Genomic DNA, 13280 nt, shown 5'->3' with positions numbered 1-13280 from the left:
CAAGTGAAATGACGTGCCCCCTTCCCCCCTGCTCAGGCCTTGAAGGTGAGCAGGGGGGAGAGCCGGGCTACCTCCCGGACGATGCCGGCCTCCACCTGCGCATCCACCACCGGGCGGATGGGCTTGTACGCCACGGGCGCTTCTTCGACGCGGCGCTCCGCGCGAAGGGTGATGCAGTCCACGCCGGTCAGCCCCAGGGCGGCCTCGCTCTGGTCCGCGCCGCCCCGCGACAGGGAGAAGCGGGAGCGCGCGCGGCCCGCGCCGTGCGACGCGGACTCCAGCGCCCGCGCATCCCCACACCCCACCATGAGGAAGGACGTGGCCCCCATGGAGCCGGGGATGATGACGGGTTGCTCCGCCCCCGCCGGGCATGCGCCCTTGCGCGCCAGCCAGCCGCCCTCGTAGGGCAGCGTCAGGTTGTGAGGCACGTCGTAGACGAGCGGAGCCTCCACGTCCCCGAAGAGCTCCCGGAGCGTCTGGCGCAGCAACTCCGCCAGCAGCAGGCGGTTGAGGAAGGCGTAGTTGGCCGCTGTCGCCTCCGCCTCCAGGTATTCGGTGACGAGCCGCGCATCTCCCAGGGGGAGGATGCCGCTGGCCGGAAGCGGCGTTCCCGCGGGCCACGCCTGGCGCGCGCGGTCCTGCCAGGCCACGCCCACATGCTTGCCCACGTCCCGGCTGCCGGAGTGAATCATGAACGCGAGCTGCCCCTCACGCACGCCCCAGTCCCACGCCCGAGCCCGGTCCTCCACGGCCTCCACGCGCTGCACCTCCACGAAGTGGTTGCCGCCGCCAATGGTGGCCAGGCCCGCGTCGCGCACCAGCCCTTCGCGCGTGAAGGACTCGGGCGCCCAGCGCGGATGGCCCTTCAGCCCGCCGCCCAGGTGGATGCGCGACACCTCCGCGTCGAGTTGGGCCAGGTCGGCCCGTCCCGCGCACCCCAGCGGCTGCTCCAGCGTCTCCAGGAGCCAGCCCTGCACGCCGTCGCGCAGCAGCGCCTCGGAGGCCCGCGAGCCCATGGTGACGTCACGCGTGCCGAAGAAGTAGTGGCCCTTCATCCGCTCGACGAAGGCCGACCGCTTCGCCAGGAAGTCCTCCACGGAGAGGTCCGCGACGTGCAGCCGCATGCCGCAGTTGATGTCGGTGCCAATGGCGCCGGGCACCACCAGCCCGCGCGTGTGGAGCACCGAGCCAATGGCCACCCCGGAGTCTCCCGGGTGGAAGTCTGGCGTGGCACGTACCCGCAGCACCTCGCCACCACCGGGGTGTCTCAGGGCCGCGAGCTGGGCGAGTTGTTGGAAGGCCTTGCCCTCCACGGGCAGGTCCGGCGGGAGGAGGACTTCGGCGGGCGGCGCGTGAGCGTCACCCAGGAGGCGGACGGAATAGAGGCGGCCGTCATAGGCGACCTCGAGCCCCTCGCGGGCGAGCGCCCGGAGAAGCCGGTTCAGTTTCGGCTGCATGACCCAACTCAGGAATGCCCCGGGGTCCTTTGCGTGGACCTGCCAGGGGGACGTGACGGAGAGATGAGGGACCTGGGGTCAGCAGCCGCGGTCGCCAGACGGCGCGAAGCCGTCTTCACCGTCCACACACGGGCACCCGGCCCGTTCCTGACGAAGGGACATCAGACGGCCGCGGACAGGCCGCCATCCACGTTGATGGCCGCGCCGCTGATGTAGCCACCGCGGGGTGACAGCAAGAAGGCCACGGTGTCCGCGAACTCCTCCGCCTTCCCCACCCGGCCCAGCGGAATTCCGGCGTGACGCGCCATCTCCTGCTGGAAGGACTCCACGGGCTTGCCCACCTCCTTGGCACGACGCGCCCACTGGCCACTTTCGATGATGCCCACCAGCACCGCGTTCACCCGGATGGCGTGGGGGCCCAACTCCTTGGACAGCGCCTTCGTCAAGGCGAGCCCCGCCGCGCGAGACACCGACGACGGCGTGGAGTTTGCGCCCGGCGTCTTCGCCGCGATGGCCAGCACGTTGACGATGGCGCCGCTCCCCGACTCCTTCAGGAAGGGCAGCGCCTGCCGCGAGGCACGAATCGCCGCGAAGACCTTGAGCTGGAGGTCGGCCTCCCACTCCGCGTCACTCACCGAGGCGAAGGGCCGGCCCGCCGCGGTGCCCGCGTTGTTCACCAGCCCGTCGATGCGTCCGAAGCGCGCGTGGGCGGCATCCACGAAGTGCTCCACTTCCCACGCACGTGACACGTCGGCCTGGACGGTGAGCACATCCCCACCCTCGGCGCGCAGGGCCGCGGCGGTGGCCTCCAGCCGCTCCGCCCCGCGGGCACAGAGCGCCACCTTCGCGCCCTCCCGGACGAGCCGCCGGGCCACCGCAGCCCCCAGCCCCTCCGAGCCACCCGTCACCAGTACCACCTTGCCACCCAGTTCCAGGTCCACGTGCCACCTCCTCGCGGCCGGCGCCGGCCCCGCGAGGCGACTGCACCTCGCACGGGGCCGGGACGCCGGACGTCACGTCATCAAGCGGGCTGCTTCACCAGGTGCCGCTTCTGGTCGAAGGCCGCCAGCGTCTGGGCGATCTCCTCGTTCACCGCCCGCAGCATGTCCTGCTTCTCCCGGAACGGGAGGAAGGCGCTCTTGAAGCCGGAGACGAGGATGGTGGTCAGGTCCTCCAGCGACAGGCCCAGCGCGGAGTGCGCCGTCCACAGCTCCTTGGTCACCGTGGTGTCGGTGATGAGGCGGTTGTCCGTGTTGATGGTCACCCGCAGGCCGTAGTCGAAGTAGAACTTCAGCGGGTGCGCTGACAGGCTCGTCACGGCGCCCGTCTGCACGTTGGAGGTGGGGCACACCTCCAGCGGGATGCGGTGGTCGTTGACGTAGTTGAGCAGGTCCCCGTCCTCGCGCAGCCGCGTGCCGTGGCCGATGCGGTGCGCGCCCAGGTTGTGGATGGCCTGGGAGATGGACTCGGGTCCGTAGGCCTCGCCCGCGTGCGCGGTGCAGTTGACGTTGTTCTTGAGGATGAGCTGGAAGGCGTCCCGGTGGTCCTTCGCCGGGAAGCTCGCCTCCGCGCCGGCCAGGTCGAAGCCGATGACGCCGCGGTTCTTGTAGGCCACCGCCAGCTCCGCCAGCCGCATGGACGTCTGCGGGTTGATGTGGCGGATGCCGCAGACGATGACGCCGCACTTGATGCCCGTCTCCCGCTTCGCGGCGCGCAGGCCCTCCAGCACGGAGTCGATGACCGTGGTCATCTTCAGCCCCTTCTGCAGGTGCAGCGCGGGCGAATAGCGGACCTCCAGCCAGCGCACGTTCTCCGCGGCGGCGTCCACGGCCAGCTCGTAGGCGGCGCGGTAGAGGGACTCGGCCGTCTGGAGCACGGAGAGCGTCACGTCGAAGGCGACGAGGTACTCCTCCAGGCTCTCGCACACCTCGCCCATGTGGATGGCCTTGGCCAAGCCATCCTCGGTGTCGGCGAGCAGCTTGATTTTCTGCTGCTCGGCCAGCTCCAGGATGGTCTTCAGGCGCATGGACCCGTCCAGGTGGCAGTGGAGGTCCGTCTTGGGCAGCGCGCGCAGCAGCTCTTCCGTCACCGCCAGGGTGGGCGGTGGCACGAAGTCCGTCCGCCGGGCGGACGAGGGAATGCCGGTGGCGCTGGGAATCTCGTCATCACGAATGGTAGGCATGGTCCAAGTTCCTTCCTTGCGCCATCCTCCAAACCATGTCGTCTCGCGCCTGTCCATGCACGCCCTTGCTGCCCGCCCTGGCGCTGACACTGGTGGCCGTCATGGGGTGCCGGGAACCCGCGACGAGCGACTTCCGCCATTCCACGGACGCCTCGTCTCGAGCGGGGCTGGTGGCCCTGCCGGACGGCGTCCTCACCGCCAATGAGGCCGGCACCGTCGTCCGCCTGGAGCGGAGCGGCCGAGTCGCCTGGCGGGCCGCCATGGACCGGGAGGTGGCCACACGCCCTGCCCTGCTGGGAGACAGCGTCATCGCCGGGACGGTGGGCGGAGACCTGGTCCGGCTGACTCTCGCGGATGGCGCGGTACAATGGCGCCTCACCGGAGAGCCCCCCGTCCTTACCGCACCTGTGGCGGATGCGGAGGGGAAATTCGTCTTCCTCGTCGCGCCGGATGGGGCCGTCCGCTCCCTCTTCACGGACACGGGAAAGACGGACTGGGAGCGCCCCCCACCCGGAATGCCCGAGCCGACGGCCGCGCCCCGCGGATATCCCGTGCCGGTCCTCCAGGACGGCTTGCTGGTGGTGGCGCTCGGTGACGCCGGGCTGATGGCCCTGGCCACCCAGGATGGGGCGAAGCGCTGGCAGCGGAACATCCAGGACGTGCTGGGGATGACGTTGTGGCAGGACACACTCTACGTGAGCACCCGCCAGGGCCACGTCCTGGCGCTGCGGCTCGGGGACGGCACGTCCCTGTGGGAGCAGGCCCCCGCGGAGGCCCTGAGCAGTCCCCCGTCGCTGGCGCTGGGAACGGTGTGGGTCGGCACGGCTGGGGAGGCCTCCGCGCTCGTCGGCCTGTCCCCTTCGGACGGAAAGGAGGTGGCGCGCGTCACGCTGCCCGACCCGCTCGTCTCGGAGGTGACACCGGTGCGGGAGGACCTGCTTCTGGTGCCCACCAGCGGGCGTCAGGGACGGCTCATCGCGTTGAACTCGGCGACCTGGGCACAGGCCTTCTCGGTCCGCGCGGATACGCCGCTGCGCACCCGCCCCGTGGTGCTGGGTGACCAGGTCATCGTCCTGGGCCTGGACGGACGCGTGCTGTCATGGCGGCTGCGCAAGACCGACCCTTGAGCCGCCCTCCGTCAGGACACCGTCGCGGGACTCACCACGTCCGCAGCGTCGACAGCGAGCGCTCCACGCGGGCGGACAGCGCGCCGTAGTCACGCTCGGGCGCGGAGAAGGTGACCAGCACGAAGCCGTCCTTCCTGGGCACAAAGTACACCAGCGTGCGCGAGCCGCCCGTCTGTGAGAATTCGTAGCGCGCCACGGGCCCCGCCGGGAGCGTGCCCTCCGTGTCCTGGAGCAACTTTCCGGGCGCCTTCAACCCCGCCGCCAGCACGGCCTCCGGCCCCGCATCCAGGGCGGGCGCCGCGCCGCGCACCGAGCGCAGCTCCAATCCCCCGTCAAAGCGGGCCAGCGCCGGGGGCCCGGCCGCCACAGAGCGCAGGCCCATGCCCGAGGGCGGCTCGTACTGCACACCGAGGTCCTGCGAGGAGAAGCTTCGCGAACAGCCGAAGCCACACCACACCAGCAGGAGGCACCAGGTCAGCGAGGCGAGTCTCACGCGCCGGACTCTGCCACCAGCGCATTCGCCCTGTCAGGCGCGCGGGCTTTCTTTCGTCACTCCCACCACACCCGGCCGGACAGGCCCTACACGCTTAGGACTTCGCTGGTTCGAATCCAGCCCCCTCCGCGAGGAGGGGTAGCCAAGTGGTCGACGGCACCAGCCTTCAAGCTGACAAGTCTCCAAACCGGCTTGTCCACTCGGGTGACCCCTTCTCAGCCCGGTATCAGGAAACGGGCGATGATGCGCTTGAGGCCCACGCCTCCGCCGAACTCCACCGTCACCTTCGCGTTGGGGCCGTTGCCGTCCGCGGACACCACGCGGCCCACGCCGAACTGCTCGTGGCGCACGCGCATGCCGCGCACGTCCCCGCCCACGCCGTCCATGTCCGACGCCTGCGAGTACGAGCGGTCGATGCGCGGCCCGTCGTCCTCATCCCAGGTCCGCTTGCGCGGCGTCGAGGGCACCATGGGTCGAGGCGCTTCGGGGACTTCCTGCTCGCTGATGCCGAACAGCGCCGGCGGCACGTCCCGCAGGAAGCGGCTGGGCGCGTTGTAGCGCAGCTCACCGAACAGCGAGCGGCACTGCGCCAGGCTCACGAAGAGCCGCTTTCGCGCACGCGTGAAGCCCACGTAGCAGAGGCGCCGCTCCTCGGCCATCTCCTCCGAGGGCTCCCCATCCGTCGAGGCGACCTCGTTCAGGAACGTGGACTCCGACTTCACCGCGCGCGAGTGCGGGAAGACGTTCTCCTCCATGCCGGTGAGGAAGACGGCGTCGAACTCCAGGCCCTTGGCCGCGTGCAGCGTCATCAGCGCCACCCGGCCCTCGCCCACCTCCGCGTCCGCCTCGCCCACCAGCGAAATCTGCTCCAGGAAAGCCTGCAGCGCCGGCACGTCCGCCGTCAGCGGGGCCGCGTCCACTTCGGGAGGAACGTCGCTGGGGGGATTCGCCGCGGCCGCCACCGCCGCGGCGGCCCGGTTCAGGTCGAACTCCTGCGCCGCGCCCAGGAACTCGCGGAGGTTCTCCGCGCGCGTCTGAGACTCGTCGCTGCCCTCGGCCTGAAGCGTCTCCACCAGCTTCGTCTCGCGCAGCATCTGGTCCACCGCGCCCGCTGCTTCCTCGTTCGTCTGGGCGAAGGCCGTCAGGGACTCCAGCAGGTTGCGGAAGCCCTTGAGCCGCTTCACCGCGGCACCATTGAGCGCGGGAATCTGCTCCGGCTGGGACAAGGCCTCGTAGAGGCTCACGCCGCGCGAATTGGCGAAGTCCGTCACCCGCTCCACCGTGGTATCGCCGATGCCACGCGCCGGGATGTTGATGATGCGCAGCAGGTCCGCGTCCGAGCGCGGGTTCACCATCAGCCGCAGATACGCGGAGGCATCCCGCACTTCCGCCCGGTCGTAGAAGCTGCGTCCGCTCACCAGGGTGTACGGGACGCGCGCCAGGCGCAGCGCCTCTTCCAGCACGCGGCTCTGCGCATTGGCCCGGTAGAACACCGCCATGCTGGAGAGCTTGATGAAGCCCTCCCGCTGCAGCGCCAGAATCTGCCGCGCCACCTCCTGCCCCTCGGCCCGCTCATCGCGGTTGAGCATCAGGTTGAGCGTCTGGCCCCGCTGGCGCTCGGACCAGAGCTTCTTCTCCATGCGCCGCGTGTTCTTTCGGATGACCTCGTGCGCCGCGTCCAGGATGTTCTGGTCGGAGCGGTAGTTCTGCTCCAGCTTCACCACCTTCGCGCCGGGGTACTGCCGCGGGAAGCCGAGGATGTTGTCCACGTCCGCGCCACGCCACCGGTAGATGGACTGGTCGTCGTCTCCCACCACCACCAGGTTGGCGGAAGGGGGCGGCGCCAGCTGCTTCAGCAGCGCGTACTGCACCGGGTTGGTGTCCTGGAACTCATCCACCATCACGTGATGGAAGCGGCGCCGGTAGTTCTCCAGCACGTCCGGCCGGGTGCGGAACAGCGTCACCAGCAGGAGCAGCAGGTCTCCGAAGTCCACCGCGTTGGCCGCGCGCAGCCGCTCCTGGTAGGCCGCGTACACCTTGCGCACCAGTTGGCCCCGCTCGTCGCCGGGCGCGACCTGCATGTGCTCCGGCAGCCGGGCCGCGTTCTTCTCCTGGTCGATGCGGTGGAGGATTTCGCGCGGCTGCATGGACTCGATGCCCGCCTCGCGCATGGCGCGCTTCACCACGTTGAGCTGGTCCGAGTCGTCGTAGATGACGAAGGAGCGGGTGAGCCCCACGTGCTCCGCCTCGCGGCGGAGAATCTGCGCCGCCGCCGAGTGGAAGGTGCTCACCACCAGCTCGTTCGCCTGGGCCCCCAGCAAGTGCACCAGGCGCTCGCGCATCTCCCGCGCCGCCTTGTTGGTGAAGGTGACGGCCAGGATGCGCCACGGGTAGACGTTGTGGACCTTCACCAGATACGCCACGCGCCGGGTGATGACGCGCGTCTTGCCGCTGCCCGCCCCTGACAGGACGAGCAGGGGGCCGTCACCATGCAACACGGCCTCGCGCTGTGGCGCATTGAGGTCTTCGAGGAGGGCGGATTCGTGTGGGTTCGCGGGAGACATTCGGGAGGGAACCCATGCTTCTAACGTCTTTCCCCCACCAATGGGCGCCCTTCCGCAGTCCCGCCCGGCCGCCCGGCCCCCAAGGCATGTGGTGCGCTTATATAATGGTGCGCCTCCATGTCCGACTCCACGTCCGGCGCCCCTACGAGGCCTTCCCAGGCTGACCTGGACCGTTACGCCGAGCAGTTCTCCCAGAGCCTCACCCTGCGCCTCTTCGGCGCGCAACTCAGCTTCCCGGAAGGCCGGAAGGTGGTCGTCACCATCCCCGAACTTCGGCCCGAACACCGGGGCGGCGCCGGCAGTGCCAGCGCCGTCAACGGAGGCATCCTCGCCGCCCTCTTCGACTACGCCGTGGGCTGCACCGGCGCCCTGGTGGACCCAGGCCGGCGCTGCGCCACCGTGCAGTTGTCCATGAGCTTCGAGCGCGCTGTCACCGGCGACAGTCTGCGCGTGGAGTCTGAAATCGACAGCCAGACGGTGTCCCTCCTCTTCGCCACCGCCCGGGTGTACGACGGTGAAGGCCGTGTGTGCGGCCGCTGCCAGGGCGTGGTGAAGCTCTCCAACCTCCGCTGGGCGTCGGGAGACAGTCCCGCCGTCAACTGACCCTTGCCCACCCCGCCCCACATCTTCCCTGCCCCCATCGATATGTCCGCGCCGGACACACGTTCTGGGGACACTGGGGAGCAGGCGTGCTCCCCGGACGCCTCTGAGCGACGGGAAGACGGCATGAGTGCAGCCGTGCAGGGCCTGCGGATGACGACGCTGCGATTGTCAAAGGAAGCCGACGAGCCGGCCGAGGCGACGGCACCCGGGGAGGACGAAGCCCTCCTCGCGCGGCGCGCCCTGGCGGGTGAGAGGGCGGCCTGGGACGCGCTGGTCGCACGCCATCACCGGCGGGTCGTGGTATCGCTGCTCGCACGTGGCGTCCGGGTGGACCGGGCGCAAGAGCTGGCCCAGGAGACCTGGGCGCGGCTCATCCAGCAACAGCAGCGCGGGCTGCTGACGGAGCTTCGCCTGCCCAACCTCGCCCTCACCCAGGCGGCCTTCCTGGCCGCGGACGACGCACGACGGGCCCGTCGCGAGTCCATTGCCGGGGCGGTGGATGAACTGCCGGAGCGTCACCACCCGGTGGACCCGTCGGTGTCCGCCGAGCGGCGCCTGCTGTCCGAGGAGCAACTCTCCCGTGCCCATGCCGCGCTGGCGCAGGTGTCTCCCAGCGCACGAAACGTCTTCCTCCTGGCCTGTGACGGCCAGGAACTCCCTCATGCCGAAGTCGCCTCACGCGTTGGCCTGTCGGTCCAGCGCGTGCGGCAAATCCTGTGCGAGGTCCGCAAGAAGCTGCGCACCGCGCTCGAGGAGGAAACCCATGCTTAAGCCCCACCTCACCCGCGACTCCGCGGAGCAGTACATCCTGGGGGCGCTGGCACCAGAGAAGGCCGCGAGCCTTGAGGCGCACACGCTGGAATGTGATCCGTGCGCCCGCCTGCTCCAGGAAGAAGCCCTGCTGTCGGAGCAACTCCACGAAGTCGCCAACACCTATGCGCCCGCCGTCCACGTCCTCCGCCCGGCCCGCTGGGAGACTCGACGTCTCACGGCCGGCCTGGCCGGTGCCGCACTGGCCGCGGCGGCGGCCTGGGCCTTCGTCGTGTTGCCCGGTGGACGGCAAACTTCCGACGCGCCCAGGACGCTGGCCCTTCATGTCGAGCCGCCCTCGGTGGAATTGGAGACGGAGGTCGCCGAGCCTCAGTCCATCGTCGTGGCGTGCCCGGACCTGGCCACACAGGCTTCCTGCACCCAGGCGGCCGAGGAGCGTGGGCTGCTCGTCCAATATCCCTGGGGCACGGGTGAAGTCCCGCGCTATGAGGCCCGCACTGGCCTCCCCGAGGGTGCGCTGAGCGCGCGCCGCCCCGTGTCGCTGTGAGGATTCCCGTCATGGACTTCCGGAAGAAACTCGCCGCCCTTCTGCTCGCGCTGGCCTCCACCGGGGCCGGTGCGCAGCCGTCGGAAGGCGCCCAGAAGTTGCCAGTCGGCTGGTATGTGACGGAGAGCGCCCCCAAGCGCTACGAGGCCGGCGTGGACAGCAGCGCCACGTGCGAAGGCAACCGCAGCGCCTACCTCCGCTCGCTGTCGCCGGATGAGAATGGCTACGGCACCTTCATGCAGGCCTTCGGCGCGCACGACTTTCGGGGCAAGCGGCTGCGCTTCTCCGGCGCGCTCCGCATCAAGGACGTGGAGGGCTGGGCTGGCCTGTGGATGCGCGTGGAAGGGCCCGACCCGAAGCAGCCCCTGGCCTTCGACAACATGCAGTCGCGCGCCCTGGTGGGCACCGCGGGCTGCAAGCGCTACGACGTGGTGCTGGACGTCCCGAAGGAAGCCACCACCATCATGGCCGGCCTCATCATGAGCGGCACGGGACAGGCCTGGCTGGACGGCGTGCGCTTCGAGATCGTCGACACGTCCGTGCCGGTGACGGACCTGCTGGCCTCACGGCCGGTGGTGGCCGCGGCCGGGCCTTCAGGACTGGAGGACGAACCCGCGCCGGTGGCGAAGAACGACCAACTGCCACTGGGCCGCGTGGGCGACGTCTGGTTCAACCACGGCCGCATCGCCGCGGACAAGCCGTACACCCGGCGCAAGGACGGCGTCTGGGTGAGCATCCTCGGCGAGGAGGTCTACGAGCACGGCATCGCGGTGACGGGCACGCTGGGACAGCGCGCGCTCGAGCTGAAGCTGAAGGCCGGTGGACGGCGCACCCTCATCGAGGGGACGTGGGGTGAGGAGCCCGTCAACATCCAGCTCACGCCAGAGAAGCTCACCATGCGCTGGGGCCGCAACATGCGCGAGATGGCGCGACACCTGGACCCGCAGGTGGGCGCCACGTGCAACCGCTACCAGCGCACCGAGGGCCCCCGGGTGCTGGACCAATTGGACATCTGCGGCGCGGCGCTCGGCACCCGCCCACCCAACGCGCAGCTCATCATCGCCCTCCTGGTGAATGGCTTCAGCCCCACGTTGCCGGCGGGGAGCATTCCCATTCCGCAGCCCCCCGTGCGCAGCCGTCAGGCGCTCGACACGCAGCGGACCGCAATCCCCATGTCACCGTGAGCGCGGAGGGCCCGTGACCACGGGCCCCGGCGTGAAACGGGGACCTCCCGTCAGAAGGCGAAGTCGCGCTCCAGGGTTTCGCTCCCCGCCTGCACGGACAGGTGGGCAGAGCGCGCGCCGGTGGACGACGCGGACGTCAAATCAAAGGCGATGCCCTCCGGCCCATGGGCCGGCTTGAGCGAGGGACGGCCGGGGCTCAGGAACACCGCCGCCGTCACGGTCCGTCCAGTCAGGGGCTGCACCAGCAGGCGCACGCGCTGACGCTCACGCACCAGCACCACGCGAAAGTCGCGGCGCTCATCCAGCACCTCGCGCTGCTCCGGCAGGCGGGCGGCGTGAGCGCGGTGGGAGACAGGCGCGCGCGAGGTGCGCGCGGAGCGGGCTACCGTCCCGTCCTCCTCCATGTCCAGCGCCTCTTCGATGGCCGCCTCGCCCTCGTCCAGCGCCAGCACGGCCTGGGCACACTCGCCGCAGCGCGCCGTGTGCGCATCCAGCCGGGTCCGCTCGTCCTCGGACAGCAGCCCCATGTCGAGGCGCCAGAGGTCGTCCGCGGTGAGGTGCCGGCGGGGAGGCATGTCCACGGGCGCGGCATCCGCCATGTCCGCGCGGCATGCGTCGCATTCCTGAAGGTGGGCCGTCAGCGTCTGGGGAGTGGCCGTCCAGGTGGCGACCAGGTCATCGCAGCCGGCGCGCGCGGAGAACCACCAGGCGGCGTCCTGCTCGGCGGGCTCGAGGAGGTCGCGCTCCTGCCGGCGCTGCGGATTGAGTGGGATGAACCAACGCGCTCGGGGACGGAGTGCTGAGTCCAGACTCTGGAGCGCGGCGAGAAAGCGGTCTCGAAGCTGCGCGGACTCGCCGTCGAGGGCCCCGTGAAAGCCCTCCCAGACGGCCAGGGCGTGTGCGGCGGAGGAGGCCCGGTCGCGAGCGGAAAGTCCCTCCAGCGCGGAGGCCCGCCACATGTCCGCCTCTTCGCCGCCGTCGAGCGCCACCTCGACAGCTTCTTCCGCGGCCCTCAGCAGCACCGGTTGCAGCGACTGCGGCTTCTGCGACTTCAACCAGGCTTCCACCTGAGGTCGACCCAGGCCCCGCAGGGCGGCGTCCACACCTTCGGTCTCCAACCGGGAGCGGCGGCGCAGCAGGTCACCCGCCGCCTCGAGAACTTCACCGGGAGAAGCCGTGCCCGACAGAAGCTGCGAGCGGCGGGCGGAATAGCGGGACAGCGTATCTCCAACAATCATGGGTTCATTCCTCCTGGGTACCCCGGGTGTGGCGGGGAAGGAGGCGGCTCACGCTTCCTCCCCATGCGACTCGCGATGAAGGTCCAGCAGGTAGAGCTTGAGGTAGGCCTGGGCCCGGCTGACGCGCTTGTAGCTGTTCACCACGGTGATGTTCAGGCGCCGGGCACATTCTTCGTGATCCTCGACGTCTTCGTGGTGGTACAGGTCCCAAGCCGAAGCTTCCTTCGGGTGCTCCTGCTGGAGGCGGGCAAATGCCGCCCAATACAGCTCCTGGGCTTCGGCGCGCTCTTCACGCCGCTTCCCGAACTCGACGGCGCGAGCCACCTCGGAGGGTGGCTCTTCCATGGCGTCATCGGGGTCCGAAGGAGGCGCCGCGAGCTCCTCGCGGTGCTTCCGGTAGAAGTCGATGGCCACGTGCTTGACGATGCGCAGGAAGAACGTCTTGGGAGACGCGCTCCGGCCGGGCATCTGCTCCGACACGCCGCGGAACTGGTCCAGACCCCGGTCGATGAACTTCCCGACCGCGTCCTGGAAGAGCTCGTCCGCGTCCGCTGGGGAACCACGGCCGTAGCTCGCCTGAATCTTGCTGATGACGTACCGCGAGGGTCGGGCCCACCGCTGCACCAACGCCCCGAGCGGGCCTCCAACGGGCTCGCCAGTGGCGCGGCGGCGGACCACCTCCGCGAACAATTCGTCATCCGTGAGCTGCTCGTACACCGGAAGGACCTGGGGGCTGCGCCGGGGAAGTCGCCCCGGGATGTTGGGTTACGGGGATGTGGCGCGGCAAGGTACCACGTTGGCATCCGCAGGCAGCCTCCGAGACAAGCAGGGAGCGCCAACCAGGCGGAATCACCGGACAATTGGCACCCGCGAAGTCGGACGAAAGCCGCGTGGCGTTCCTGACGGGATTTATAGAGCAGGCGTCAGGAACCGGGCCCCGGAAAATCACCTGTCAGGAACAGCGGGGGCCTGCGTCTTCGCCCCCATCGCTTTCGAGCGCCCGGCCGAAGCGGCCCTACAAGCCGTGGTTCGACTCCACACATATGCCCCATGGGCATGTGCCGACGGGTGGTCCGTCACTGATCCTGGAATCAGCCAACTGGCTTCTTCACTC

At 69.9% G+C, this 13280-nt stretch carries 12 protein-coding genes; 5 read left to right on the top strand and 7 right to left on the bottom strand.

Annotated elements, in window-relative coordinates; all coding sequences use genetic code 11:
* Window positions 1-32: 32 nt before the first annotated feature.
* The 3 genes from BHS09_RS07650 to add form a co-directional block, all read right to left on the bottom strand.
* Window positions 33-1457 (bottom strand): RtcB family protein, encoded by a 1425-nt coding sequence (locus BHS09_RS07650; protein ID WP_140797535.1) that lies wholly within the window; start codon window positions 1455-1457, stop codon window positions 33-35.
* A gap of 161 nt (window positions 1458-1618) precedes the next feature.
* Complete coding sequence (locus BHS09_RS07645; protein WP_140788604.1) at window positions 1619-2398, bottom strand: SDR family oxidoreductase; 780 nt, start codon at window positions 2396-2398, stop codon at window positions 1619-1621.
* An 80-nt stretch (window positions 2399-2478) separates the two neighbouring features.
* Window positions 2479-3639, bottom strand: a complete 1161-nt coding sequence (add, locus tag BHS09_RS07640) for an adenosine deaminase (RefSeq protein ID WP_090484346.1) — start codon at window positions 3637-3639, stop codon at window positions 2479-2481.
* A gap of 35 nt (window positions 3640-3674) precedes the next feature.
* Here add and BHS09_RS07635 point away from each other — a divergent pair, with 35 nt between their 5' ends.
* Complete coding sequence (locus BHS09_RS07635) at window positions 3675-4766, top strand: outer membrane protein assembly factor BamB family protein (protein WP_140797534.1); 1092 nt, start codon at window positions 3675-3677, stop codon at window positions 4764-4766.
* Between the two features lie 31 nt (window positions 4767-4797).
* Here the strand turns inward: BHS09_RS07635 and BHS09_RS07630 are convergent, their stop codons facing one another.
* Window positions 4798-5259 carry a hypothetical protein gene (locus tag BHS09_RS07630; RefSeq protein WP_140797533.1) on the bottom strand — a complete coding sequence of 154 codons (462 nt, stop codon included), beginning with the start codon at window positions 5257-5259 and terminating at the stop codon, window positions 4798-4800.
* 215 nt (window positions 5260-5474) lie between these two features.
* A complete protein-coding gene (locus BHS09_RS07625; protein ID WP_140788598.1) occupies window positions 5475-7823 on the bottom strand; it encodes an ATP-dependent helicase in 2349 nt (782 codons plus the stop codon).
* Between the two features lie 117 nt (window positions 7824-7940).
* Between BHS09_RS07625 and BHS09_RS07620 the strand changes: the two genes are divergently transcribed.
* Genes BHS09_RS07620 through BHS09_RS07605 form a run of 4 tightly spaced genes read left to right on the top strand, consistent with a single transcriptional unit; the run spans window position 7941 to window position 10928 of the window.
* Window positions 7941-8426, top strand: coding sequence for a PaaI family thioesterase (locus BHS09_RS07620; RefSeq protein ID WP_140788595.1), 486 nt, complete (start codon window positions 7941-7943; stop codon window positions 8424-8426).
* A 3-nt stretch (window positions 8427-8429) separates the two neighbouring features.
* The gene (locus BHS09_RS07615; RefSeq protein ID WP_140788593.1) at window positions 8430-9197 is read left to right on the top strand and encodes an RNA polymerase sigma factor; all 768 of its coding nucleotides are present in this window, start codon (window positions 8430-8432) and stop codon (window positions 9195-9197) included.
* Window positions 9190-9744 (top strand): anti-sigma factor, encoded by a 555-nt coding sequence (locus tag BHS09_RS07610; protein WP_140797532.1) that lies wholly within the window; start codon window positions 9190-9192, stop codon window positions 9742-9744. Before BHS09_RS07615 ends, BHS09_RS07610 begins: the two co-directional genes overlap by 8 nt.
* A gap of 11 nt (window positions 9745-9755) precedes the next feature.
* Entirely contained in the window at window positions 9756-10928 is a 1173-nt protein-coding gene (locus tag BHS09_RS07605) for an AraC family transcriptional regulator (protein WP_140788589.1), read from the top strand.
* A gap of 50 nt (window positions 10929-10978) precedes the next feature.
* Here the strand turns inward: BHS09_RS07605 and BHS09_RS07600 are convergent, their stop codons facing one another.
* On the bottom strand, window positions 10979-12166 hold the full coding sequence (locus BHS09_RS07600; protein WP_140797531.1) for a hypothetical protein: 1188 nt from the start codon (window positions 12164-12166) through the stop codon (window positions 10979-10981).
* Window positions 12167-12214: 48 nt separating this feature from the next.
* Complete coding sequence (locus BHS09_RS07595; protein ID WP_140788585.1) at window positions 12215-12883, bottom strand: RNA polymerase sigma factor; 669 nt, start codon at window positions 12881-12883, stop codon at window positions 12215-12217.
* Window positions 12884-13280: the final 397 nt, after the last annotated feature.

Origin of the sequence: Myxococcus xanthus (assembly GCF_006402735.1) — a bacterium.
In the GTDB taxonomy this organism is placed as follows: domain Bacteria; phylum Myxococcota; class Myxococcia; order Myxococcales; family Myxococcaceae; genus Myxococcus; species Myxococcus xanthus_A.
Note: the sequence above shows the minus strand (reverse complement) of the source record. Positions and strands in the feature narration are given on the sequence as shown.